Annotated in this window: 17 protein-coding genes; 11 read left to right on the top strand and 6 right to left on the bottom strand. The window is 44.8% G+C overall.

All coding sequences use genetic code 11. The features are described 5' to 3' along the window. Nucleotides 1-94: 94 nt before the first annotated feature. The 3 genes from dnaN to dnaA form a co-directional block, all read right to left on the bottom strand. Nucleotides 95-1,234 (bottom strand): DNA polymerase III subunit beta, encoded by a 1,140-nt coding sequence (dnaN, locus tag QUA03_RS00920; RefSeq protein WP_333081191.1) that lies wholly within the window; start codon nucleotides 1,232-1,234, stop codon nucleotides 95-97. A gap of 281 nt (nucleotides 1,235-1,515) precedes the next feature. Beyond that, entirely contained in the window at nucleotides 1,516-1,863 is a 348-nt protein-coding gene (locus QUA03_RS00925) for a hypothetical protein (protein ID WP_333208945.1), read from the bottom strand. Nucleotides 1,864-1,874: 11 nt separating this feature from the next. Then, nucleotides 1,875-3,245, bottom strand: coding sequence for a chromosomal replication initiator protein DnaA (dnaA, locus tag QUA03_RS00930; protein ID WP_333208947.1), 1,371 nt, complete (start codon nucleotides 3,243-3,245; stop codon nucleotides 1,875-1,877). A gap of 207 nt (nucleotides 3,246-3,452) precedes the next feature. Here dnaA and QUA03_RS00935 point away from each other — a divergent pair, with 207 nt between their 5' ends. The 5 genes from QUA03_RS00935 to QUA03_RS00955 all read left to right on the top strand — a co-directional run bounded on the left by QUA03_RS00935 (nucleotide 3,453) and on the right by QUA03_RS00955 (nucleotide 8,223). Beyond that, entirely contained in the window at nucleotides 3,453-4,694 is a 1,242-nt protein-coding gene (locus tag QUA03_RS00935) for an HhoA/HhoB/HtrA family serine endopeptidase (RefSeq protein WP_333208948.1), read from the top strand. Nucleotides 4,695-4,827: 133 nt separating this feature from the next. Further along, on the top strand, nucleotides 4,828-5,361 hold the full coding sequence (def, locus tag QUA03_RS00940; RefSeq protein ID WP_333208950.1) for a peptide deformylase: 534 nt from the start codon (nucleotides 4,828-4,830) through the stop codon (nucleotides 5,359-5,361). A 54-nt stretch (nucleotides 5,362-5,415) separates the two neighbouring features. Next, on the top strand, nucleotides 5,416-5,988 hold the full coding sequence (locus QUA03_RS00945) for a TerD family protein (protein WP_333208952.1): 573 nt from the start codon (nucleotides 5,416-5,418) through the stop codon (nucleotides 5,986-5,988). Between the two features lie 99 nt (nucleotides 5,989-6,087). Continuing rightward, the gene (locus QUA03_RS00950; RefSeq protein ID WP_333208953.1) at nucleotides 6,088-7,542 is read left to right on the top strand and encodes a TerD family protein; all 1,455 of its coding nucleotides are present in this window, start codon (nucleotides 6,088-6,090) and stop codon (nucleotides 7,540-7,542) included. An 81-nt stretch (nucleotides 7,543-7,623) separates the two neighbouring features. Continuing rightward, entirely contained in the window at nucleotides 7,624-8,223 is a 600-nt protein-coding gene (locus QUA03_RS00955) for a TerD family protein (RefSeq protein ID WP_333208955.1), read from the top strand. Between the two features lie 144 nt (nucleotides 8,224-8,367). Here QUA03_RS00955 and lysS read toward each other — a convergent pair whose 3' ends face one another. Next, nucleotides 8,368-9,921, bottom strand: coding sequence for a lysine--tRNA ligase (gene lysS / locus QUA03_RS00960; RefSeq protein WP_333208957.1), 1,554 nt, complete (start codon nucleotides 9,919-9,921; stop codon nucleotides 8,368-8,370). A gap of 540 nt (nucleotides 9,922-10,461) precedes the next feature. On the opposite strand from lysS, the gene tkt reads away from it, so the two are divergent. From tkt to QUA03_RS00990, 6 genes are all read left to right on the top strand, one after another. Next, entirely contained in the window at nucleotides 10,462-12,477 is a 2,016-nt protein-coding gene (gene tkt, locus QUA03_RS00965) for a transketolase (RefSeq protein ID WP_333208959.1), read from the top strand. 471 nt (nucleotides 12,478-12,948) lie between these two features. Continuing rightward, nucleotides 12,949-15,747, top strand: coding sequence for a PAS domain S-box protein (locus tag QUA03_RS00970; protein ID WP_333208961.1), 2,799 nt, complete (start codon nucleotides 12,949-12,951; stop codon nucleotides 15,745-15,747). A gap of 48 nt (nucleotides 15,748-15,795) precedes the next feature. Beyond that, nucleotides 15,796-16,242, top strand: coding sequence for a response regulator (locus tag QUA03_RS00975; protein ID WP_333208963.1), 447 nt, complete (start codon nucleotides 15,796-15,798; stop codon nucleotides 16,240-16,242). Nucleotides 16,243-16,548: 306 nt separating this feature from the next. Next, nucleotides 16,549-16,701, top strand: a complete 153-nt coding sequence (locus QUA03_RS00980; RefSeq protein WP_333056783.1) for a hypothetical protein — start codon at nucleotides 16,549-16,551, stop codon at nucleotides 16,699-16,701. 91 nt (nucleotides 16,702-16,792) lie between these two features. Further along, the gene (locus QUA03_RS00985; protein WP_333208965.1) at nucleotides 16,793-18,295 is read left to right on the top strand and encodes an ATP-binding protein; all 1,503 of its coding nucleotides are present in this window, start codon (nucleotides 16,793-16,795) and stop codon (nucleotides 18,293-18,295) included. Nucleotides 18,296-18,419: 124 nt separating this feature from the next. Continuing rightward, complete coding sequence (locus tag QUA03_RS00990) at nucleotides 18,420-19,508, top strand: response regulator (protein WP_333208967.1); 1,089 nt, start codon at nucleotides 18,420-18,422, stop codon at nucleotides 19,506-19,508. Nucleotides 19,509-19,612: 104 nt separating this feature from the next. On the opposite strand, the gene QUA03_RS00995 is transcribed toward QUA03_RS00990, so the two are convergent. Together QUA03_RS00995 and QUA03_RS01000 are read right to left on the bottom strand one after the other, a co-directional pair. Further along, nucleotides 19,613-22,219 (bottom strand): PAS domain S-box protein, encoded by a 2,607-nt coding sequence (locus QUA03_RS00995; protein ID WP_333208969.1) that lies wholly within the window; start codon nucleotides 22,217-22,219, stop codon nucleotides 19,613-19,615. Beyond that, the gene (locus QUA03_RS01000; RefSeq protein WP_333208971.1) at nucleotides 22,216-22,611 is read right to left on the bottom strand and encodes a response regulator; all 396 of its coding nucleotides are present in this window, start codon (nucleotides 22,609-22,611) and stop codon (nucleotides 22,216-22,218) included. The genes QUA03_RS00995 and QUA03_RS01000 overlap by 4 nt, the downstream gene beginning before the upstream one ends. Nucleotides 22,612-22,703 lie beyond the last annotated feature (92 nt).

Raw genomic sequence — 22,703 nt, forward strand, 5'->3', positions numbered from 1 at the left:
ATGACTAATGACTAATGACTAATGACTAATGACTAATGACTAATGACTAATGACTAATGACTAATGACTAATGACTACTGACTAATGACTCTTTTTAAGCTCTTAGCTGCACAGGCATCACCAAGAATGTAGCATTGACTCCGCCTAATGGCTGAAAAATTACGGGGGCTAAGGCACCGTTTAATTGCAGTTGAATTTCGGGGGATTGAGCAGTTTTCAAAATGTCAATTAAGTATTTCACGTTGAAAGCAATATCTATGCTATCTCCCGAAATCTGTGCGGGCATTGACTCTTTGCCACAGCCGACATCTTTAGCATCTACAGACAAAGTAATTTCCTGATTCTCCTCGTCGATGCTGCATTTGAGAATATTGTTTTTTTGGTCGGCAAAAACGGCTATTCTTTCTACTGCTGCTAAGAACGATCGCCTTTCTAAGGTAATTTGCCGCTCAAAAGACGGCGGAATCAACTGCCGGTATGCGGGATATTGCCCTTCCAAGGTGCGGGTGGTCAGCCGCTGATCTGCCCATTCAAACACTACTTGACCGTGTTCAAAATGCAGGGTGACAGGTTCAGTCCACTGCCGCATCACCAGCATTCTTTCTACTTCGCGCAATGCTTTAGCGGGGACTGTCACCTCAAATTCTTCTTGGGTTTCTTCGCCTTCAGGTTTTTCATTGGCAGTTTGAACTACTGCCAATCTGTGACCGTCTGTAGCTGCAAATTCCAGGCAATCTTGCAATACCTTTAAATGCACGCCTGCAAGTACCTGTTTTGCCTCGTCGGGGCTAGTAGCAAATAAAGTTCCTTTGAGTCCTTCTATCAAGGCTTCCGGTGGCAATTTGAGGATTGTTCCGCCTTCTATTGCAGGCAATTCTGGGAATTCTTCCGGGCCCATGCCTCTAACTTGGTAGCTGCCAGAACTGCAAGTGAGATATGCTACGGTGTCCCCTGCTTCGTCTTCTAAAGTAATCTCTCCATCTGGGAGTCTCGAAACAATATCGTTGAGTAATTTAGCGGGTATGGTAAAACTGCCGCCGCCTGTTACTTCTGCTGCGAAGCTGGTGCGAATGCCCAAACTGAGATCGAAAGCTGTCAAGCTAACCCGCTGATTTTCCTCATCCGCTACTAAGAGCACGTTGGCTAGTACCGGATGTGTCGGGCGGGAGGGAACGGCCCGACTTACCAACGAGAGGTTGGCGTTGAGGTCACTTTGGGTGCAAACCAATTTCATTGTAGGAAGGTTAATTAACCGGATTTGAAACAGAAACAAATGGTATCACAGAAAGCCGGCGGGTCGGTTTTTCTGTGTGTAGGGCTTAAGCATGGGGCTAGAAACCGGGTTTCTCGGCAAAATTTTGTCTGTAAAAACGAGAAATCTTCGTAGAAACCGGGTTTCTGAAGTCAGCGCGCGTCGCGAACTATGTGTGTAGGGTGTGTAGGGATCACCAGTTTTTTTTAATTTATTGAATTATTTTTGTGTCAATCGCCCTGTGGAAACTGTGGAAAAAAAAGCTAACTGCTTGCTGGGAAAGACTTGTAGGTAATAAATACTTGTGGAAAACTTGTGGAAAAGCTGTTGCGGTCGATCGCCCGCCCATTTTTGTGCAAAAACTGTTTTGGGCGATCAAGTAAAGTTTTCCACAAACGGAGGGCAACTTTTCCACAGGTTTTTCCACAGGCAAGATTGTCTATTATGGGGCATTGGGATTTGGGAATGGGAATTGTTGACTGTTGACTGTTGACTGTTGACGGCGTTGACTGTTGACGGCATTGAGTGATAACAACTGACAACTGACAACTGACAACTGAGTCATTGATGTGACAACTGACAACTGTCAACCGACAACTGTCAACAGACAACTGACTTCAAATTAACTTTTGCGGCTGACAGCGTTAATTCGATCGCTCAACTGACGCAAAGTTTGAGCCAAATTCGGGTCAGTGTTCCGCAACTGAGCAATTTTGTCGCAACTGTAAAGCACAGTCGTGTGATCTTTGCCGCCAAACACTTCGCCAACTTTCGGCAAACTCAAACCAGTATGCTGCCGAATTAAATACATCCCTATTTGACGGGCGAGACTAATTTCTCGCCTGCGGGAAATGCCTTTCAAATCTTCAACAGAAACATCAAACGCCTCGGCCACAACTGCAATTACTGCATCGGGAGTCGCCTCTACGCTTTCAGTTTGCGGGTTCAAAACCGGGGTGATATTCTCCACGGTCATCGGCAAACCGGTAATTGAAAGATATGCTACCGCCCGAATCAAAGCTCCTTCCAATTCCCGAACGTTGGAATTGTAACTAGAAGCAATGTATTCAATCACATCTCGCGGCAGCCGCATATTTTCATACTCAGATTTTTTCTGCAAAATTGCCATCCGAGTTTCCAAGTCTGGCAATTGAATGTCGGCAATTAATCCCATAGAAAATCGGGAACATAAACGCTCTTGCAGGCGGGGGATTTGCTGTGGCGGACGGTCGGAAGCTAAAACTACTTGGTTTCCCGATTCGTGCAAAGTATTAAAAGTGTGAAAAAATTCTTCTTGAGTGTATTCTTTTCCTTCAATAAATTGGATATCATCTATTAATAAAACATCGGCTGCCCGATAATGGTCGCGGAAAGTTTGCATACTGTCTTTGCGAATGGCGGCGATTAAATCGTTAGTAAATTTCTCAGTAGAAACGTAAAAAATCTTGGCGTTGGGGTCAATTTCCAAGCGATAATGACCGATCGCCTGCATCAAATGAGTTTTGCCCAAACCGACGCCACCGCACAAAAATAGGGGATTGAATTCTCGGCCCGGAGACTCGGCTACCGCGAGGGAAGCCGCGTGAGCCATGCGGTTGTTGGAACCGACGACAAAGCGGGAAAATAGGTATTTCGGGTTTAAATTGGCGGGTTTGGGGGGGTGAAGCGAGTGGGTTTCCGGGATATCGGCGATGGGGGATGGCCAAATTATGGCCGAGTCGCTGCTGCCGCCTGTTTCGTTTCCCCCGGCAATTGTCAAGTAAATGTCTACGGGATAGCCGAGAATTTCTGCGACTGCATCGGCAAGGATTTCTCTGTAATATTTTTGCAACCAATTGCGAGCAAAGGGGTTGGGGGCGCTGACAATCAAACAGTTATTTTCGAGTTGTTCGGCCCTAGCAGTTTTGATCCACGTCTCAAAGCTAGGTCTGCTAAGTTGTACCTGGAGACGTTCAAGTATCTGATTCCACAGACTTTCGAGGGGAATGTCCACTGCTCACCTCTGCCGATCGGCATTCAAGATATTAATTCTACTCTAGAGAGTTTAGTCGTCAGATGCTAAAGTTTAAGGGAGTCTGCCGTAGCTTGCGGGGCCCGACGCCATCGCCCAAAAATTTGGCGGATCTGCAGCCCTGCGCCAGGTATCGGGGAGCTGCTCAGCAAATATTTAGATGTGGCAGGAAAGCCTTAAAACATGGCCATGAAGAGTTCTACTGGCAAATTTTGGAAGCAACCGGCAATTTACATATTGCTGCTGGTAACGGGAGCCGGGGCCGCCATGTTGGGCGATCGTCTGACGGTTTCTCAATTTCGTGGAAATTCTGGCGATTCGGGACAAAGGGCGCTGGAACCGAAATTGCAACTGCCTCCTAATACAAAGAATCAAGCTAGCAAAGTCTTGCCGCCGGCTTCCTTGTCCGGCGACGGGACTAATGTGAATTTTATTGTGGCTGCGGTGGCAAAAGTTGGCCCGGCAGTGGTTCGGATCGATGCTTCGCGCCGGGTGAAACCGGGAAATAGAGGGCTGTCGCCGGAAGATTTTTTGGGTATAGAACCGAATTCGGGCGGCCGGGGCGGGATCGAACGGGGCACTGGTTCGGGTTTTGTCATCGGTGCCGACGGCTTGATTCTCACTAACGCTCACGTTGTAGAGGGAGCCGATACCGTAAATGTAACTCTCAAGGACGGCCGCAGCTTTCAGGGGCGGGTGTTGGGGGCGGATAAGGTGACGGATGTGGCTGTGGTGAAGATTGAAGCCAATAATGTGCCTGTGGTGGCGATCGGCAATTCGGATAAGCTGTTGCCTGGGGAATGGGCGATCGCGATCGGCAATCCTTTGGGTTTGGACAATTCCGTAACTGCGGGAATTATTAGCGCTACGGGGCGATCGAGCTCAGAGGTGGGCGTACCCGACAAGCGGATCGGTTTTATTCAAACAGACGCTGCAATTAATCCGGGGAATTCCGGCGGCCCGCTGCTGAATGCTTCGGGCCAAGTTATTGGCATGAATACGGCGATTATTCAAGGTGCTCAAGGATTGGGGTTTGCGATTCCCATTCAGGCGGCGCAACAGGTGGCGAAGGAACTGATTTCGACGGGTAAAGTCGAACACGCTTATTTGGGTATTGAAATGGCGACGCTGACTCCCGATGTTAAGGAGCAAATTAACAGCAATGCTACCAGCAGTCTGCGAGTTGCAGTCGATCGGGGTGTGGCTATTGTTAGCGTTGTTCCTAATTCTCCCGCAGCAGCATCAGGTTTGCGGGCTGGAGATGTGATTCAAAAGATTAACAATCAGCCGATTATTCAGTCGGAAGCTGTTCAGGAGTTCGTGCAAAATGCTAAGGTTGGCGGGCTGTTGCAAATGGAAATTAACCGCAACGGGCAAATAGTTATTTTGAGTGTTAAACCGGGGAGTTTGCCGGTTCAAAAAGTTGGATAAGAAGGAAGTTCGGCAACGAGCAATGTACGGGATGTAACAGATGTAACGGAGGTCAAGAAGAACATCAGAAGGAAGAAGAAAATAATAATTTGTCAGTAGTTAACGACTAACCAATAACGACTAACCAATAGCTATGGCAGAAATATTACAAATTTCTCAATTAGGAAATCCCGTACTGCGCCGCCAGTCTCAAGTTGTCGAGAATATTAAGGACGATCGCATTCAACAATTGATTGACAGCTTAATCTGTACAGTACAGCAGGCAAACGGAGTTGGGATTGCCGCCCCTCAAGCCGCTCAGTCCGATCGCCTGTTCATCGTCGCATCCCGTCCCAATTTACGGTATCCCCAAGCACCCCACATGGAACCCACAGCGATGATTAATCCCCGGATTGTGGCTGCATCAACAGAGACAGTCAAAGACTGGGAAGGCTGTTTGAGCATTCCGGGGATTCGAGGGTTGGTGCCGAGAAGTAGGGCGATCGAGATAGAATACACCAGTAGAGACGGCAAACTCCACCGACAAGAATTGACAGACTTTGTGGCCCGAATTTTTCAACACGAACACGACCATTTAGATGGAATCGTGTTTTTAGACAGAGTGGAAAATACCCACGAACTAATCACAGAGGACGAGTACCAAAAGCAAATTGTCAACTTACTATAACACTTGATATAATTGCTAGTAGTAACACCAGTGATGTTGTGAATAGGAGGGCGAATGTCTATCAATTTGGAAAAAGGCGGGAGAATCAATCTCTCTAAAGAAGCACCGGGGCTAAAAAATGCCGGGATTGGTTTGGGATGGGATACCAATGCTACAGATACCGGCACAGCGTTTGACTTAGATGCTTCCGTGTTTATGTTGGGGGCTACGGGCAAAATTCCCGGCGAAAAATACTTTGTTTTCTACAACAACAAGGAGTCGCCGGACACTTCTGTAATACATCTGGGAGATAGCAGAACTGGAGAAGGATTTGGCGATGATGAAACCGTTACAGTCGATTTAAGCAAAGTCGATCCGGCGGTGCAAGAAATTGTGTTTGTGGTAACTATCCACGAAGCAGAATCGAGAAGGCAAAACTTCGGTCAAGTGCGGAATGCTTTTATCAGGATTTACGACACTACTACTAACACAGAGGTAATGAAGTACGATTTAGACGAGGATTTTTCTCGGGAGACAGCGGTAGAGTTTGGCAGACTTTACAAGAAAGACGGCGAGTGGAGGTTTCAAGCTGTAGGAGAAGGCTACAATTCCGGCTTGCAAAGCTTTGTAGATAAGTATGCCGCATAAAAAGGCGATCGCTCCCAGCTAAATAAATCGAGGGGAAATTCGGAAGCAGGAATGTTTCCCTCGATTTTAAGCAATCAGACTCATGAGGTGATAAACCAGATGGGAATTCAATTAAAGAAGGGCGAAAGATTTAATCTTTCTAAAACATCTCCAAGTTTAACAAAAGTTGCGATCGCCCTGGGGTGGGAAATAGCAACTGAACTAAACTTACCGAACTCAAACCCGCAAAGCTGCGATATCGATGCCTCTGTTTTTGCATTAGGTGCGGACGGCAAGATTCCCGATGAAAGATACTTTGTATTTTACAATAACTCGCAGTCGCCGGACGGAGCGATCGCCCATTCGGGAGATAATCAAACTGGTCAAACTCAAGGGGATGACGAGACAATTGATGTAGACTTGGAAAAAGTAACGGCTGCTGTTGAAGAAATGGTTTTTGTGGTCACGATTCACGACGCACAAGCTAAACATCAAAATTTCAGCCAAATCAGAAATGCTTTTATCCGATTGTACGATCGCCAAACAGGCAGCGAACTAGCGCGGTATGATTTAACCGAAGCTTTTTCTGAAGAAACAGCAGTCGAGTTTGGACGGTTGTATAAAAAAGATGCAGCTTGGAGATTTCAGGCCGTAGGGCAAGGATATAAAGCAGGGTTGCAGAGTTTTGTTGATAAGTATCATTCTGAGATTCAACAGCAAGAAAAACCAGCACAACGTACAGTAGAATTGCCTAAATTACCAGTTATTGAAGATAGCCACAAAAGTCAGAAAGCTATAGCGTTAGACAAAAAGCTTGAGGAGAAAGCGCCGCACATTTTTAATCTCGCGAAGAAAGCCGATATCTCGCTCAAGAAAGCAAATCTCACAAATCACAATGCTCAAGTAGCGCTTTGCCTCGATATTTCTGCTTCTATGTCTTCCCTATACCGTTCAGGAAAAATTCAGCGTTTGGCAGAGAAGATTTTGGCTTTGGGGTGTCGGTTGGATGACAACGGATCAATCGACATATTTCTGTTTGGAGTCAACCCCCACAATCCCGGTGAAATGTCGATCGACAATTTCTCAAACTTCATCCACAATATACTGCAACCGTATCCTTTAGAAGGAGGTACTTACTACGGTAAAGTAATGAAAGAAATTAGAAATTTCTATTTTCCTGACGCTCGCGGTAGCAGGCGCTACGCAGCTATTAAAGCCGATCGACCTGTATACGTGATGTTTGTCACGGATGGAGCCACTGCTGACGAATCGGAAACCAAGCAGCAGCTACAATGGTCGTCTTACGAGCCGATATTTTGGCAGTTTATGGCGATCGGCAAGTCGCAGAAAGATGTCAAAAGTAAGGGAGCTCGCGGGTGGTTAGCAAGAGCCGTAGCGAGCGATTTTAGCTTTTTAGAACAGCTTGACGAAATGGGCGATCGCTACCTAGACAACGCCGATTTCTTCAGTTTAGAAGACCCAGAACATATTGCCGATGAGGAATTATACGATTTGTTGACAGCCGAATATCCACATTGGGTAAAATCAGCACGAATCAAAAATCTCTTACCCTAGAAACAGCTTTTTAATGCCAACAAAATGCTAGCTTAGGGCAATCATTCAACTTCACCATAAACCTTACAAAATCACAAAACTATGGCTATCAACTTGACAAAAGGGCAATCGATCGTTCTCAGCAAAAGCGAATACGACTTATCCAGATTGACAATGGGTTTGGGCTGGGATGTTGCCCAAGCTAAAAAAGGTCTTTTCGGTCGAAGCAGCGGTGCCAATTTTGATTTAGATTCCTACGCTATGCTGCTGGGAGAAAATGGCAAAATAAAGAACTACAAAGAGGATGTAATTTATTACTCTCATTTGGAGTCAAAGGACAAAACAGTTGTTCACTCAGGCGACAATCTCACGGGGGCTGGAGACGGAGACGACGAACAAATAGTGGTGAAACTGAGTTCTTTGCCAGCCGAATATAACAAAATTATTTTGGGCGTAAATATTTACGATGGAAAAGAGAGAAAACAGCATTTCGGCCTGGTACAAAATGCTTTCGTGAGGGCTGTAGATGCGGCCGGGAAAGAAATAGCTCGCTATCGCTTGTCAAATGACCCATCTTATGAAGGAAAATTAAATATGTTGATGGGAGAAGTCTATCGAGAAGGCGGCGAGTGGAAGTTTAAGGCTTTGGGAAATCCTTTGGCTGAAGATATGAACGGTGTTGTCGGTTCATTTATGCGGTGATCTTAAAAATGTTGTTTTAACCGCAGGTAAACGCAGATAAACGCAGATGAAATTCCATCTGCGTTTATCTGTGTTAATCCGCTGATATCTGCGGTTAAAAAATCCCCATGTACTTATTAGACATCTGCAAAAAACCTACTCCAATCAATCTTTGATCGGCCGCATTGTGGGAAACATGACGGCATCTCGGATGCTTTGAGTATTAGTTAAAAGCATCACCAATCTGTCTACGCCGATACCCATTCCCGCACAATTAGGCATTCCCAAAGATAGCGCTTGGATAAAATCTTCATCCATTGGATGCGCTTCGTCATCGCCGGCATTTTTCTGCGCCAACTGTTCCTCAAACCGCTTTCTTTGCTCTTTCGGATCGTTCAATTCTGAAAATCCGTTCGAGTATTCTGTACCGTTGATAAACAGCTCGAAACGTTCTACAAATCCCGGCTTGCTGCGATGTCCTTTTGCTAAGGGACTGACTTCAACAGGGTAGTCGATGATGAATGTAGGTTGAATGAGTTTGGGAACAACTAATTTGTCAAAAACTGCATAGAGCACGTAGCCTAAACTCTGTTGTTCTAACTTAGACAGGTGCAATTCTAACTTGGTTGCAGAGTCGATCGCACTTTCCAAGTCCAAACTGTCAAAATCCAGCCCAAACTCGTCTCTGACAGCTTCTACCATCGTTTTCACTTGCCAGTGTTTCCCGCTGAAACCGGGATATTTTTCGCTGTAGTCGAACTTGCGTTCTAAACTAATCGTTTCCCCCTGATTTTCAATTTCTTTGACATCCCCAAATACCGCCGCCGCTGCGAAACACATCACGTCTTCGACTACTCCTAAAATGTCAAAAACATCAGCATAAGCTTGGTAAACTTCTAAAGAGGTAAACTCAGGATTGTGGGTGCTGTCAATGCCCTCATTTCTAAATGCTTTCCCTAGTTCAAATACTCGCTCGAAACCGCCGCAAATTGCTCTTTTTAAGAACAATTCGGGAGCAACTCGCAAAAACAAATCCACCTCCAAAGCATTATGATGAGTGATGAAAGGCTTAGCAGCAGCACCGCCATAAATAGCTTGCAGTGTTGGCGTTTCTATTTCGTAAAAATCCGCTTTCCAGAGATAGGAACGGATGCTTTGAACGATGCGGCTGCGAAGCATAAAACGGTTGAGCGCATCTTGGTTGCTTGCCAAATCCATTTCGCGGTGACGGCGGCAAACTTCGGGGTCGTTAATTCCGTAATAAGAATCGGGAAATTGAATGGTAGCTTTTGATAAAAGCTTAAATTCCCTCACTAAAATAGAAAGTTCTCCCCTGGGGGTGCGGCAGCCGATACCTTCGACGCCGACAAAATCGCCGACATCGAGCAATTTTTTAATTTGTTCAAAGCTCAAACCGACTTCGCCGGTGACGATTGCTTTCTCGATTTTGAGTTGAATTTTGTCTGTGGCGTCTTTTAAATCGATGAAACCAATTTTGCCGCTGTCTCGCTTGGAAGTGATGCGGCCGGCTAATCGCAGGGAAATTTCTTCGGGGTCACTTTGTCCGTTTTCGAGTTCTTTTCCCGGCTGACTAAATATTTCGCGAACTTGCTTGGCTGTGTGCGATCGCGCGTAGGATTCACTGGGATACGGTTCTATGCCTTGCGATCGCAGTTCGTCTACTTTTTGACTGCGGACTTCGGCTTCACTGAGAGTCATTAGTTATTGCCTGATTAAAATTACAAATATCTGACATCTTGCACTATTCTGGCGATCGTGCGATCGAGCGTTGCTCAAAGCAAGGCCCCACAAGAAAATTCACTCTTTGTGGAACAGGCATCTTGCCTGTTCGCGATCGAGCTGCAAAATGTCAGAAACACCAAACTCTATCATAACTGGTCAACATAGACCAATTTGTCAGATAATCCAGACACACTGGCGATCGACAGATGCGGAAGGTCAGTAAGGTTTTAATCCTGACGGAAGTCTTCTATCCTCTCCATCCCTCCTACTCCCTCTCCCCAACAGTCAACAGTCAACAGTCAACAGACAACTATTGTTATCGACTGCACAAAGCGACCGAAACATTAAAAAATTAAGTTGTCTGTCGATCGCAACAGGTGAGATGATATGTAGTGCAGCCTCACGGCAGTTCCATCGAAACTGAACAGCAAAGACGATCGTCGATCGAACTCGGCTCATCGCACCTCTGTCAGAATCGACCACACACTCTCTCTCTTACATATAAAAACCAGAATTATGGCTGTTGCAACGCAATCACTCGAAGAACTCTGCATCAACTCTATCCGCTTTTTGGCCATCGATGCGGTAGAAAAAGCAAAATCAGGACACCCGGGACTGCCGATGGGCGCTGCCCCTATGGCTTTTGTGCTGTGGGATCGGTTCATGCGGTTCAACCCCAAAAACCCCAAGTGGTTTAATCGCGATCGCTTCGTCCTCTCCGCCGGCCACGGCTGTATGCTACAGTACGCCCTCATGTACTTGACCGGCTACGATAGCGTCACCCTCGACGACATCAAGCAATTTCGTCAGTGGGAATCCAAAACCCCCGGACACCCCGAAAACTTCGTCACCGAAGGCGTAGAAGTTACCACCGGCCCCCTCGGACAAGGAATTGCTAATGCCGTCGGTTTGGCAATGGCAGAAGCTCACCTCGCTGCTAAGTTTAACAAGCCCGACCATAAAATTGTTGACCACTACACCTATGTCATCATGGGTGACGGCTGCCACATGGAAGGCATTTCTGGCGAAGCTTGTTCTTTGGCCGGACACCTCGGACTCGGCAAATTAATTGCCTTGTACGATGACAATCACATTTCTATTGAAGGCGACACAAGCTTGGCCTTTACTGAAGATGTGGGCAAGCGTTTTGAAGCTTACAATTGGCACGTCATTACAGTAGACAATACCGCTCTAGACGAAGATACTAACCTAGAAGCAGTTCACAAAGCTATTGAAGAAGCCAAAAAAGTCACGGACAAACCGTCCATGATTAAAGTCCGCACAGTTATTGGTTACGGTTCTCCTAACAAGCGCAATTCTTACAGTTCTCACGGTGCTGCTTTGGGTACCGATGAAGTGAAAGCAACTCGTGATTTCTTGAAGTGGGAACACGCACCGTTTGAGATTCCTGATGATGCTTTGTCACACTTCCGCAAAGCAGTCGATCGCGGTGCTCAATCTGAGCAAGAATGGCAGAAAGCTTTTGATGCTTATAAAGCAGCATATCCTGCAGAAGCAGCAGAATATGAGCGCAGCGTTGCCGGCAAACTTCCTGAAGGTTGGGATAAAGTTTTGCCGACATACAAGGCAGAAGATAAAGCCGATTCGACTCGGAATCATTCTGGAAAATGTTTGAATGCTTTGGCAGGTGTGTTACCTGAACTGATCGGCGGTTCCGCTGACTTGGCATCTTCTAACATGACTTTGCTCAAGGGTGAAAAAGACTTCCAAAAAGGTCAGTACGAAGGACGTAACCTGCGCTTTGGTGTGCGGGAACACGCCATGGGTGCGATCGCGAACGGTATGGTACTGCACGGCGGTTTAATTCCTTACTGCGCTACTTTCTTGGTATTTGCTGACTATATGCGGGGAGCAATTCGCCTCTCTGCACTATCGGAAGCTGGAGTTATTTATGTAATGACTCACGACTCCGTAGCCTTGGGCGAAGACGGCCCCACTCACCAACCCGTGGAAACCATCGCTTCTCTGCGAGTAATTCCCGATTTGTTGGTAATGCGCCCTGCGGATGGTAATGAAACATCCGGCGCTTACAAAGTGGCAGTTGAAAGCCGCACCCGCCCAACTTTAATGGCTTTGTCGCGCCAAAACTTGCCTAACTTGGCTGGAAGCTCGATCGAAGGAACAGCCAAAGGTGCTTACATTTTGTCCGACGACGGGGGCACTCCCGACATCATTTTAATCGGCACCGGCGGCGAAACCTACCTCTGCGTTGATGCCGCTGAAAAATTGCGCGCTGCAGGCAATAAAGTGCGCGTAGTTTCGATGCCTTGCTGGGAATTGTTCGACTTACAAGATGCCTCTTACCGCGAATCTGTACTGCCGAAAGCTGTTACTAAGCGGTTGGCAGTTGAAGCAGGTTCTAGCTTCGGCTGGGGACGTTATTTGGGTTCTGAAGGCGATAGCCTCAGTATTGACAGATTCGGCGCTTCTGCACCGGGCCCCGTTGCTTTAGAAAAGTTTGGCTACACCGTTGATAATGTGGTAGCTAAGGCTCAGGCGCTGTTGGGTTAATAGCAGCAGCATAATTTTTGGTGGGGCGGGCTTCGAGCTCGCCCCATTTTTTATAGAAGAAGGAAGAAGAAAAAGGAAGAAGGAAGAAGGAAGAAGGAAGAAGGAAGAAGGAAGAAGGAAGAAGGAAGAAGGAAGAAGGAAGGAAAAGCTAAAATCTAAAATCTAAAATCGGAATATTGGGTTTCACTTCGTTCTACCCAACCTAGAGCTCGCTACACATCGCGAATCATTGAGAATTGCTATATTAAGGCTTACGGAAGAAAAACCAGTTCCCTACGACAATATTCGGTTTGGCAATGAGGCATCTAGCCAGAAACGGGGTTTTTACCGCCCGGTGGGTCCAAGGCTGTATATTTCAAAAATTTGAGATAGGTTATAAGTCATTGGATTAAATTACCAATTACCAATTCCCGCTTACCAATTACCAATTACCAATTCTCGATTACCCATTCCCGATTACTCATTCGATTTATGATTTGGAATTTTTTAAATCAGTTGTTATTCACCGGGAATTATATTCCTCAAGGCTACTGTTACCTTTGGCAGCGAGAGCTAGTCGCGCTCCACATAGTGTCAGACTCTATCATTGCCCTGGCCTACTATTCAATACCCCTCTCGTTAATTTATTATTTTATCGGTCAGCGAAAAGACTTGCCCTTCCGCAACATCTTTTGGCTGCTTGCAGCCTTTATTATCTCTTGCGGTACTACTCATATAATGGAAGTTTGGACGCTTTGGCATCCTGTTTATTGGGTTTCTGGCATTCTAAAAATTATTACCGCCGCGATTTCTGGTTACACCGCATTTGCATTAATCCCTTTCGTTCCCCAAGCATTAACTCTCCTGAGTCCAACTCAATTAGGGATGATCGATTCAATACTGCAAAAAGAAATAATTGAACGCCGAGAAACGGAAGCTCGCTATCAAACTTTAACTGAAGCTTCGCCGGTGGGAATATTTTATGCAGATGCTGGAGGAGACTGCTTGTATGTCAACGAGCGCTGGTGTCAAATTTCGGGAATTACCTGTGATGAAGCTTTGGGCAAAGGGTGGTTGCAAGGCATTCATCCAGACGACCGCGATCGGGTTTTTTCTGAATGGTATAGCGCCGCGCATGAGAAATTGCCATTTAAATCTGAGTACCGCTTTCAAGGCATTCATCACACTCAAATCAGTTGGGTATTCGGTCAATCTGTCGGTCAAATCGGAGAAAATGGGGAGGTTAAAAATTATGTGTGTACTATTACTGATATTACAGAACGCAAGCAGGTCGAAGAGGAAAATCGACTGCTCAATGAAACTCTGGAGCACAGAGTTGCTGAGCGCACTGCTCAAATCGAAATTTCTAACCACCAATTGCAAAAAGAAATAGCCTACCGGGAAAAAATTGCGCTCACTTTGTTGGAATTGACGCAACTGCAAAATGCAATTCTTAATAGCGCTAACTACACAATTATTTCTACAGCTCCCGATGGTACAATTAAAACATTTAATCGGGCGGCAGAGCAACTTTTAGGTTATTCGCTAGAAGAAGTAGTCGGGAAAGTCACGCTAGCAATAATTCACGATCCTCTGGAGGTCGCTCAAAGAGCTGAAGTTCTTTCTCAAGAATTGGGAGTGCAAATAGAGCCGGGAATTCAAGTATTTTTTGCTTTGCCGTCCAGGAAAATCGCGGACGAAAATGAATGGACTTACATTCGCAAAGATGGTTCGCGGTTTCCGGTACTGTTGTCGGTGACTGCCTTATTTGATAGTAGCGGAAATATTAACGGTTTTTTGGGTATCGGTCAGGATATTAGCGATCGCAAACAAGCTGAAAAAGAGCTGCGCGACCTCACTAATGCCATGCAAAATGCGGTGGAAGGCATTTCGCGGCTGGATATTGAGGGACGCTACGTGAAGGTTAACCGAGCTTACGCTCATAAATGTGGTTACGAACCAGAACAAATGCTTGGCATGGAATGGCAGCTCACCGTACATCCGGGCGATGTTGAGATGATGCTCTCAGCTTATCAGGAAATGGTCATTTCTGGCAAAGTAGAAGTAGAAGCTAGAGGGGTCCGCAAAAATGGCTCGTTTTTTTACAAGCAAGTAACAATGGTAAAAGCTTGGGACGAACAAGGAATATTTAACGGCAACCACTGTTTTATGAAAGATATCACCGAGCGCAAACTAACTGAAACAGCTTTGCAGGAAAGTGAATTCAAGTACAGACAAATAGTTGAATTAGCAGAAGAAGGCATTTGGGTAATTGATAGTAATGGTCTCACGACTTATGTGAACCACGCAATGGCGCGAATGCTCGGCTATAATGAATTAGAAATGTTCGGGCGATCGCTTTTTGATTTCATGGACAAAGCGGAAGAACCACAAGCTATTGATAATGTCGAGCGACGCAAGCAAGGTATTCGTGAACAACACGAATTTAAATTCAAAAGCAAGGATGGCAAAGATATTTGGACTGATATGTCTACCAGTCCAGTCATGGACTCCCAGGGTAATCTGCTGTCTTGTTGCGCCTTGGTTTACAATATTACAAGCCGCAAAGAAGCAGAGCAGCAAATGCTGCAACTTACAGAAGATTTGAAGCGTTCCAACGAGGAATTAGAACAATTTGCTTATGTGGCTTCCCACGATTTGCAAGAACCGCTCCGAGCCGTTACCAGTTACACTCAATTGCTTGCCCAGCGCTATCAAGGAAATTTGGACGATCGCGCAGATAAGTATATTCATTATATTGTCGATGGCGCCACGAGAATGCAGCAGTTAATTAACGATTTGTTGGCGTATTCACGTCTGGGAACGAGGGGTCAGGAGTTTGAGCAGGCGGACTGCAACGCTGTGGTTAAGCAAACTATGTGCAATTTGCAAATTGCGATCGCCGAAACAAAAGCTGTAATCACCTGCGACGTGATGCCAACCGTGATGGCGGATGAATTTCAACTGGTGCAATTATTCCAAAATTTGGTCGCCAACAGCATCAAATTTTGTCGCCAAGATATTCCGTTGATTCATATCGCTGCCCGTAGGCAAGAGAACGAATGGGTGTTCAGTGTCCGCGATAACGGCATTGGCATTGATCCGCAGTATGCCGATCGCATTTTTATCATTTTTGCGCGCCTGCACTCCCGCCGCCAATATTCCGGTACTGGCATAGGTTTGGCGATGTGCAAGCGCATTGTTGAACGCCACGGCGGTCGGATCTGGGTGGAATCTCAGGAGGGAAAAGGAGCGACTTTTTACTTCACTATTCCTATAATTAGTACCTGAAGCCTCAAAATTCAATTCTGTTTTTATACTCAAAGGGATACGCCGGTTATGAGCGATCGAAGCACTGTTAGACCTATAGAGATTTTGCTGATTGAGGATTCTCCCAGCGATGCGGATTTGGCAAGAGAAGTCCTCAGTCAAGGTAAAATATTGAATAACTTGCATTTTGTGGAGGATGGAGTCGAAGCAATCAAGTTTTTGCGCCGAAAAGAACCCTATCTCAGGGTACCTCGTCCCGATTTGATTTTGCTCGATTTGCATCTGCCGAAAAAAAGCGGTATTGAAGTGCTAGAAGAAATTAAAACTGACCCAAAGTTAAAATTAATTCCTGTAGTGATTCTCAGCACTTCAGCAGCTCCCGAAGATATTTTTAAGTCATACTCGCTCCACGCCAACTGTTACATAACAAAACCGGTAGACTTCGTAGAATTTACTAAAGTAGTGAGGTTAATCGAGGAATTCTGGCTGGCAGTCGTCAAACTTCCTCTAAATTAAACGAACAGATGCTTTGCTTATGAATGCTCTAAAATTTTTTAACCTAGGAAATTATGCTGGTGGATGATTTGCTCAGCGAGGCTGAATGGGGTTTATAAAAGCTGGCTACCAGCCAATCTTTAACAATTTGCATAAGAGTAGGAAATATGGTAATAGCAATAAATTTATTGAATAAAGAAGGCTTTTCTGTTAGGGTTTGCGTCCCGATTTAATTCTGCTGGACTTAATTTTGTATAAAAAAACGGTTGGTAAATATTGATATAAATTAATTCAGCACTCAAGTTAAAAATGATTCCGGTGGTAATTATGACAAAATCCATAGCCGATGAAGAGATTCTCAAGTCTTATGCCCTGTCAGCCCGGTGCTACATCACTAAGCCTATCGATTTTAGTCAAGTCGCTAAGCTGGTGAGATGGATTGAGGATTGGTGGCTGGTGGTGGTGACAGTTCCCAAATAATAATTTTCAAGTTGAAAATGGCAAGGGAAAGCAAAAAAGTTTAACCTAAGATTGGTAGAGTAAAAATTTTACAGTCAAAAACGTCTAAGCTATGTGGATTAAGATTCTGTTAGTAGAAGACAATCCTGCTGATGCTGATTTACTTGCAGAACTGTTAGAAGTATCTGTGGGCGTCGAGTGGGAACTGGTGTCTGTTGAGTTCCTGCATGAGGCGATCGCACAACTGTGTAAACAACCCTTTGATGTCGTTTTGCTCGACCTTTCTTTGCCCGACAGCCGCGGTTTGGAAACGCTAACTCGCCTGCGAGAAGTTGCTCCTGATGTGCCAATGGTGGTAATGACAGGCTTGGATGATGAGGCGATCGCCCTCGAATCAGTTCGCTTGGGAGCTCAAGACTATATTGTTAAAGGTCAAATTACTACTCAATTATTAGTGCGGACGATCCGCTATGCGATCGAACGTTCTCAAACATTTCAAATGCTGCGGGAAAGCGAGCGCCGCTTTCGGGCGATTTTTGACTCGTCGTTTCAGCTAACCAAGCTGCTGACTCCCGAAGGAATTGTGCTGGAAGTCAACGAGACAGCCCTCGATTTTGCCGGATTGCGATCGGAGGGTATTGTCGGCCGCCCGATTTGGGAAATGGCGATTTGGGCCCAGTCGCCACAGGTTTCCGAACAATTGCAATGCGCGATCGGCAAAGCAAGTCGCGGCGAGTTTTTCCGCAGCGAAATCGACTTGTTAGGCAAAAGTGGTCAAATCATGACAGTTGATTTCTCACTGAAACCTGTTAAAAATGAGACAGGAAAAATTTTGCTGCTGATAGCGGAAGCCCGTGATATTAGCGATCGCAAACGAGCAGAAGCGGAAATTCTCAAAGCCCTCGCACGAGAAAAGGAACTCTCAGAACTGCGAGCTAAATTTGTCACAATGGTTTCCCACGAGTTCCGCACACCTTTGACAACCATCCAATTTTCCGCTGGATTGCTGCAAGATTACAGTTCTCAGTGGGCCCAAGATAAAAAATCTACTCATTTTGTGCGGATTCAATTAGCAATTAAACGCATGACAGAGTTATTAGAAGATATCCTCGTAATTGGCAAAATCGAAGCCAATACTTTGCAGTTTCAACCGATTTCCTTAAATCTCGAAAAATTTTGCCGTCAACTGGTAGAAGAGCAGCAGCTCAACGACAGCAACCAACACCCGATCGCCTTTCAATATGAAGGTGGCAACTGCGAGGCTCAAATGGATGAAAAACTGTTGCAGCAAATTTTGGGAAATGTCCTCTCAAATGCCATCAAATATTCCCCCGTAGGCAGTCCAGTTTCTTTGCATCTCAACTGTCAAAACAACGAAGCTGTGTTCCAAGTTCAAGACCAGGGCATCGGCATTCCCCAAGCCGATCGAGAGCGGATATTAGAAACTTTTTACCGCTCTCCAAATGTCGGCACTATTTCGGGAACAGGTCTCGGTTTAGCAATTGTGAAGAGGGCTGTGGAACTTCACGGCGGAAAACTGGCGATCGATAGTCAAGAAGGAAAAGGCACAACTTTCACTATTACCTTGCCTTTAATTTGCCCTCCCCATCAATAACAACTGAATTATCAACTATACATATCCGTAATTTAACGATTAATTAACTCTCTAACAAACAAACTTATCAAGTATCTGAACCCAGATTTATCCCACAAACTACTAACTAAAAGGAGCTATCACCATGGCTAAGATTTTGGTAATAGAAGACGAAGAAGCGATTAGAGAGAATATTTTAGAGTTGCTGGAAGCCGAGAATTTTGAAGGAATAGGAGCAATTAACGGCAAACTCGGCATCAAATTGGCGATCGAACAAATCCCTGATTTAATTTTGTGCGACATGATGATGCCGGAAGTAGACGGTCACGGCGTCCTCAAAGCTTTGCGTTCGGAACCCTTGACTGCCACAATTCCGTTTATTTTCCTCACAGCAAAAGCCGATAAAGTTGACATTCGCACGGGCATGGAACTGGGAGCTGACGATTACATTACTAAGCCATGTACGCCGCAAGAACTGCTAAAAGCCATTGCTATTAGACTTGAGAAACAAAAAACAATTAGCCGACAATCTCAAAAGACGCTAGACGAATTACGCACTAATATTAGTATGTCGCTGCCCCACGAATTGCGGACTCCTTTGAATGCAATTCTGGGTTTTTCTGAGCTGATTTTGTCAGAATATCAGGTCTTAGAGGAAGCAGATATCTTAGAGATGATTGGTCAAATTCAAACTTCTGGTCATCGCTTGTATCGACTCATTCAAAACTTTTTGCTGTATGCAGAACTGGAGATAGCAGCTACAAATCCCGAACTGTTAAAGGAGATGCGTAACAGCGAATTTAGCTGTGTAAAATCTTTGCTGAGTCAAAAAGCGCGCCAGCAAGCAAAACACGCGAATAGAACAGACGATTTACAATTAAACTTGCAAGATTCCTCGGTTGCTATTGATTCTGTCAGACTCGCAAAAATTGTTGAAGAACTATTGGACAATGCCTTCAAATTTTCTTTAGAAGGAACGCCTGTTTTATTAAGCACTTTCGTCGAAAATCAGACTTTTATTCTGTCTGTCAAAGACCAAGGCCGCGGCATGACTACCGATCAGATTTCACAGCTAGAAGCTTACAGGCAGTTCGATCGCAAACTTTACCAACAAGCAGGTTTGGGATTGGGCCTGGCGATTGTTCAACTACTTGTAGAATTACACGGAGGAGAATTTAAAATAGAAAGTTTGCCGCAGCAAGAAACCATAGTTTGCGTTTCCCTGCCTGTCTAAACAATGATTATACCAGTTTCCAAAAAGAATACAACTGTAGGTAAACTCCCAACTCTTATGGCATAAGTCATTCCCTATTCTCAAATCTAAACTCTCAAATGGTATTATGCAGGAGCGATCGCTTCTTTCAGACACCGCTGCAGATAAATTTGAGCTACCTTATCATTAGGGTTAATTTCCAAGCAGGCCGAAAACCATCTTTTAGCTTCGACACACTTGTCACTATTGTAGAGTACCAAAGCTTGCTCAAAGATTGTCTTGGTCTCTAACTTTTTCTGTCGTAACTCTGGCGGATCGGCCGCAAATACTTCATAAATTGTTACCATTCGCGATTTGCCTTTAACTGCTACGCGATCGATCAACCTAAAATCATAAATATCGTTCAACTGTATAAAAGTATGGTGAGTAATTAACATGGAAACTCCATACTCTTTTGTCAAAGTTTCCACACGAGAGGCTAAGTTTACCGCATCGCTAATCACTGTGCTGTCCATCCGACTTTGGCCACCAACCGTGCCTAACATCAAAGAACCCGTATTGATTCCTATGCCAATTTGCAGCGGCGGGCGATCGGGTCGATTGCGACTAATATTATACTCATTAAGCTCTTCTAGCATTGCAATTCCAGCTTTCACAGCATCATCCGCACTGCCATCGAACAGCGCCATAATCGCATCGCCCATGTATTTATCAATAAACCCAAAATTATTAGTAATTGCCGGTTCCATTCGCGACAAATAACCATTGATAAATTGAAAATTCTCTTCGGGATTCATCCTTTCAGAAAGAGAAGTGAAATCGCGGATATCTGAAAACAGCACCGACATTTCTTTCTGTACCTGATCGCCTAATTTGACTTCCAGAATACTTTCATATCCCAGAAAGTGGAGAAATTCGTGCGGCACAAACCGCCCGTAAGCATCTGTTAAATTTTCTTCTGCTGCTAAAGCTTTTTGTAACTCGTCTGTGAATTGGCGGCGTTCGGTTTCTACCTCTAGACGTTCCGTGATGTCTTGAAAAGCGGCGATCGCGTAAACTATGTTTTTCCGTTCATCGTAGATTGGAGTCGCCCAAACCTCGATCGGCACAATCCGATCCGACCCATGAACTTCTAGATCGTCCATACGCACAAATTCTCCCCGCAACGCCCGAACAATCGGTTGGCTATCCCTCGGATACAATTGATTAGTTGCAGCGTCGTAAAAATGATAAGCTTCAGGAAATTGGTCAGTACCCCCATCAAAAATTAAACCTTGGGCTAGTATCCTTTCCCCCCAAGAATTCATGTAAAAAGGTTTCCCCTTACCATCGACAACAAATATTCCCACTGGCATCGCTTCCAGGAATTGAGTCAATCGACTTTCGTTTTCTGACAGTGCCTCATTTAACTTTTCTTCGGCTGCCAAAGCTTTTTCTAAATCATTAGTAAACCTGACTCGTTCTACTTCTACCTGTCTTTGCAAACTAATATCCTTAGCAAAACCCTGATAGTAAAGCACTTCACCGTTAGCATCATAAACGGTGCGCGCATACTCAGAAATCCAGATAATGCTGCCATCTCGACAGTAAACCTGAGACTCAAACTCACACAGAGTACCGTGCTGTTTCATCAGCGCCAGAAACTCTTGACGGCGGTTAGGTTCCACGTACAATTGCTGCTGAATATCATTAATACTTTCTATCAATTCTGATGCGGAATCGTAGCCGTAAATTTCCGCCAGAGCAGGATTCGCACTGATAAAATGTCCGTCCGGAGTCGTCTGAAAAATACCTTCTAGAGCATTTTCAAATATCCCGCGATACTTCTCTTCAGCTTGAATTAACGCCGCTTCAGCTTCCTTGCGTTCAGTTATGTCACTAAAAGCAATAATCGCATAGGAAATGTCGCCTGTAGAATCATAAATTGGAGTTGCCCAACTCTCTACAGGAGTAATTTTATTAGCTGTACGAATTTCTACACCCTCAGTCCGCACATTTTCGCCCCTAAGTGCCCGCATAATTGGCAATTCTTCCACTGGGCATCTCTGATTAGTCCCGGTTTTATAGAATTGATAAATAGCTGCTTTTTGCTCTGAATTAATATGTGGCACAGTGCCTTTGCCAAATACCTCCCGCGCCTTCTGATTAGCGTAAAAAGATTGCCCGTTTGCATCAAGTACACACACGCCCAATGGCATAGCTTCTAGATACTGTGTCAAGCGACTTTCGTTTTCATGGAGTTTGGCAATCAGCATCGCCTGCTTGCGGTTTAATTTTATCAACTCCTGATTCATTTCCTGAAGTTCTCTTTGTTTTTCAGCTAATTCTTTATCTTGAAAATATCTATATATTGCCTCAGTTACAGTTAATTTTAAGTCATCACATTGCCAAGGTTTAGGTATATATCGGTACAATTTAGCATAGTTAATAGCATTGGCTACCGCATCCAAATCAGCTTGCCCCGTCAGCATGATCTTGAGAGTGTTCGGCGAGATAGCATGAACGCTCCTTAATAGTTCGTCTCCTTTCATACTAGGCATGATATGATCCGAAATCACCAAAGGAACTTCATACTGTTCTGCTAAAAGTTCGGACAGCAACTCTAAAGCTTCTTCGCCACTTTGGGCCGTTTCAATTAAATATTTATCTTCAAAGGCTTTTAGCAGGTCTATTTCCAGACTATCGAGTATAGTCTGCTCATCATCGACACAAATAATCACTGGTTTTTTCATAAATTTGCTAGACCAGACTTAATCGCTTCAATTAATTCTTGATTTTGCCAAGGTTTTTCTATGAAAGCATGAAGATTTGCTTGACTTTTTGTGCGCTCTATTGCTTCTTGGTCTGCTTGTCCTGTCAGCATCACTGTCACAATTTGCGGATATTTTTGATGAATTTTAATCAGCAACTCATCTCCTTTCATTCCGGGCATCAACCAATCAGAGACAATTACTAAAATGTTAACCTCAGCTTCACATAGCTCTTCAATAATTTCCAGGGCTTCGGCAGCACTTTCAGCAAATTCGCAAAGATATTTACCGTTAAATGCCTGTTGCAGTTCAATTTCAAGACTTTCCAACACTCCTACTTCATCGTCCACACACAAAATTGCTGATTTAGACATCGCTAGTTTCCTTCTTTAGTGTGGCAGGGTGCACCCCATGGGCAGCACACCGTTTTCCAAATTCTACATTCTGCGCGGGTAGACTGCAAATT

The organism is Microcoleus sp. S36b_A4, from assembly GCF_036700645.1.
GTDB lineage: Bacteria > Cyanobacteriota > Cyanobacteriia > Cyanobacteriales > Microcoleaceae > Microcoleus.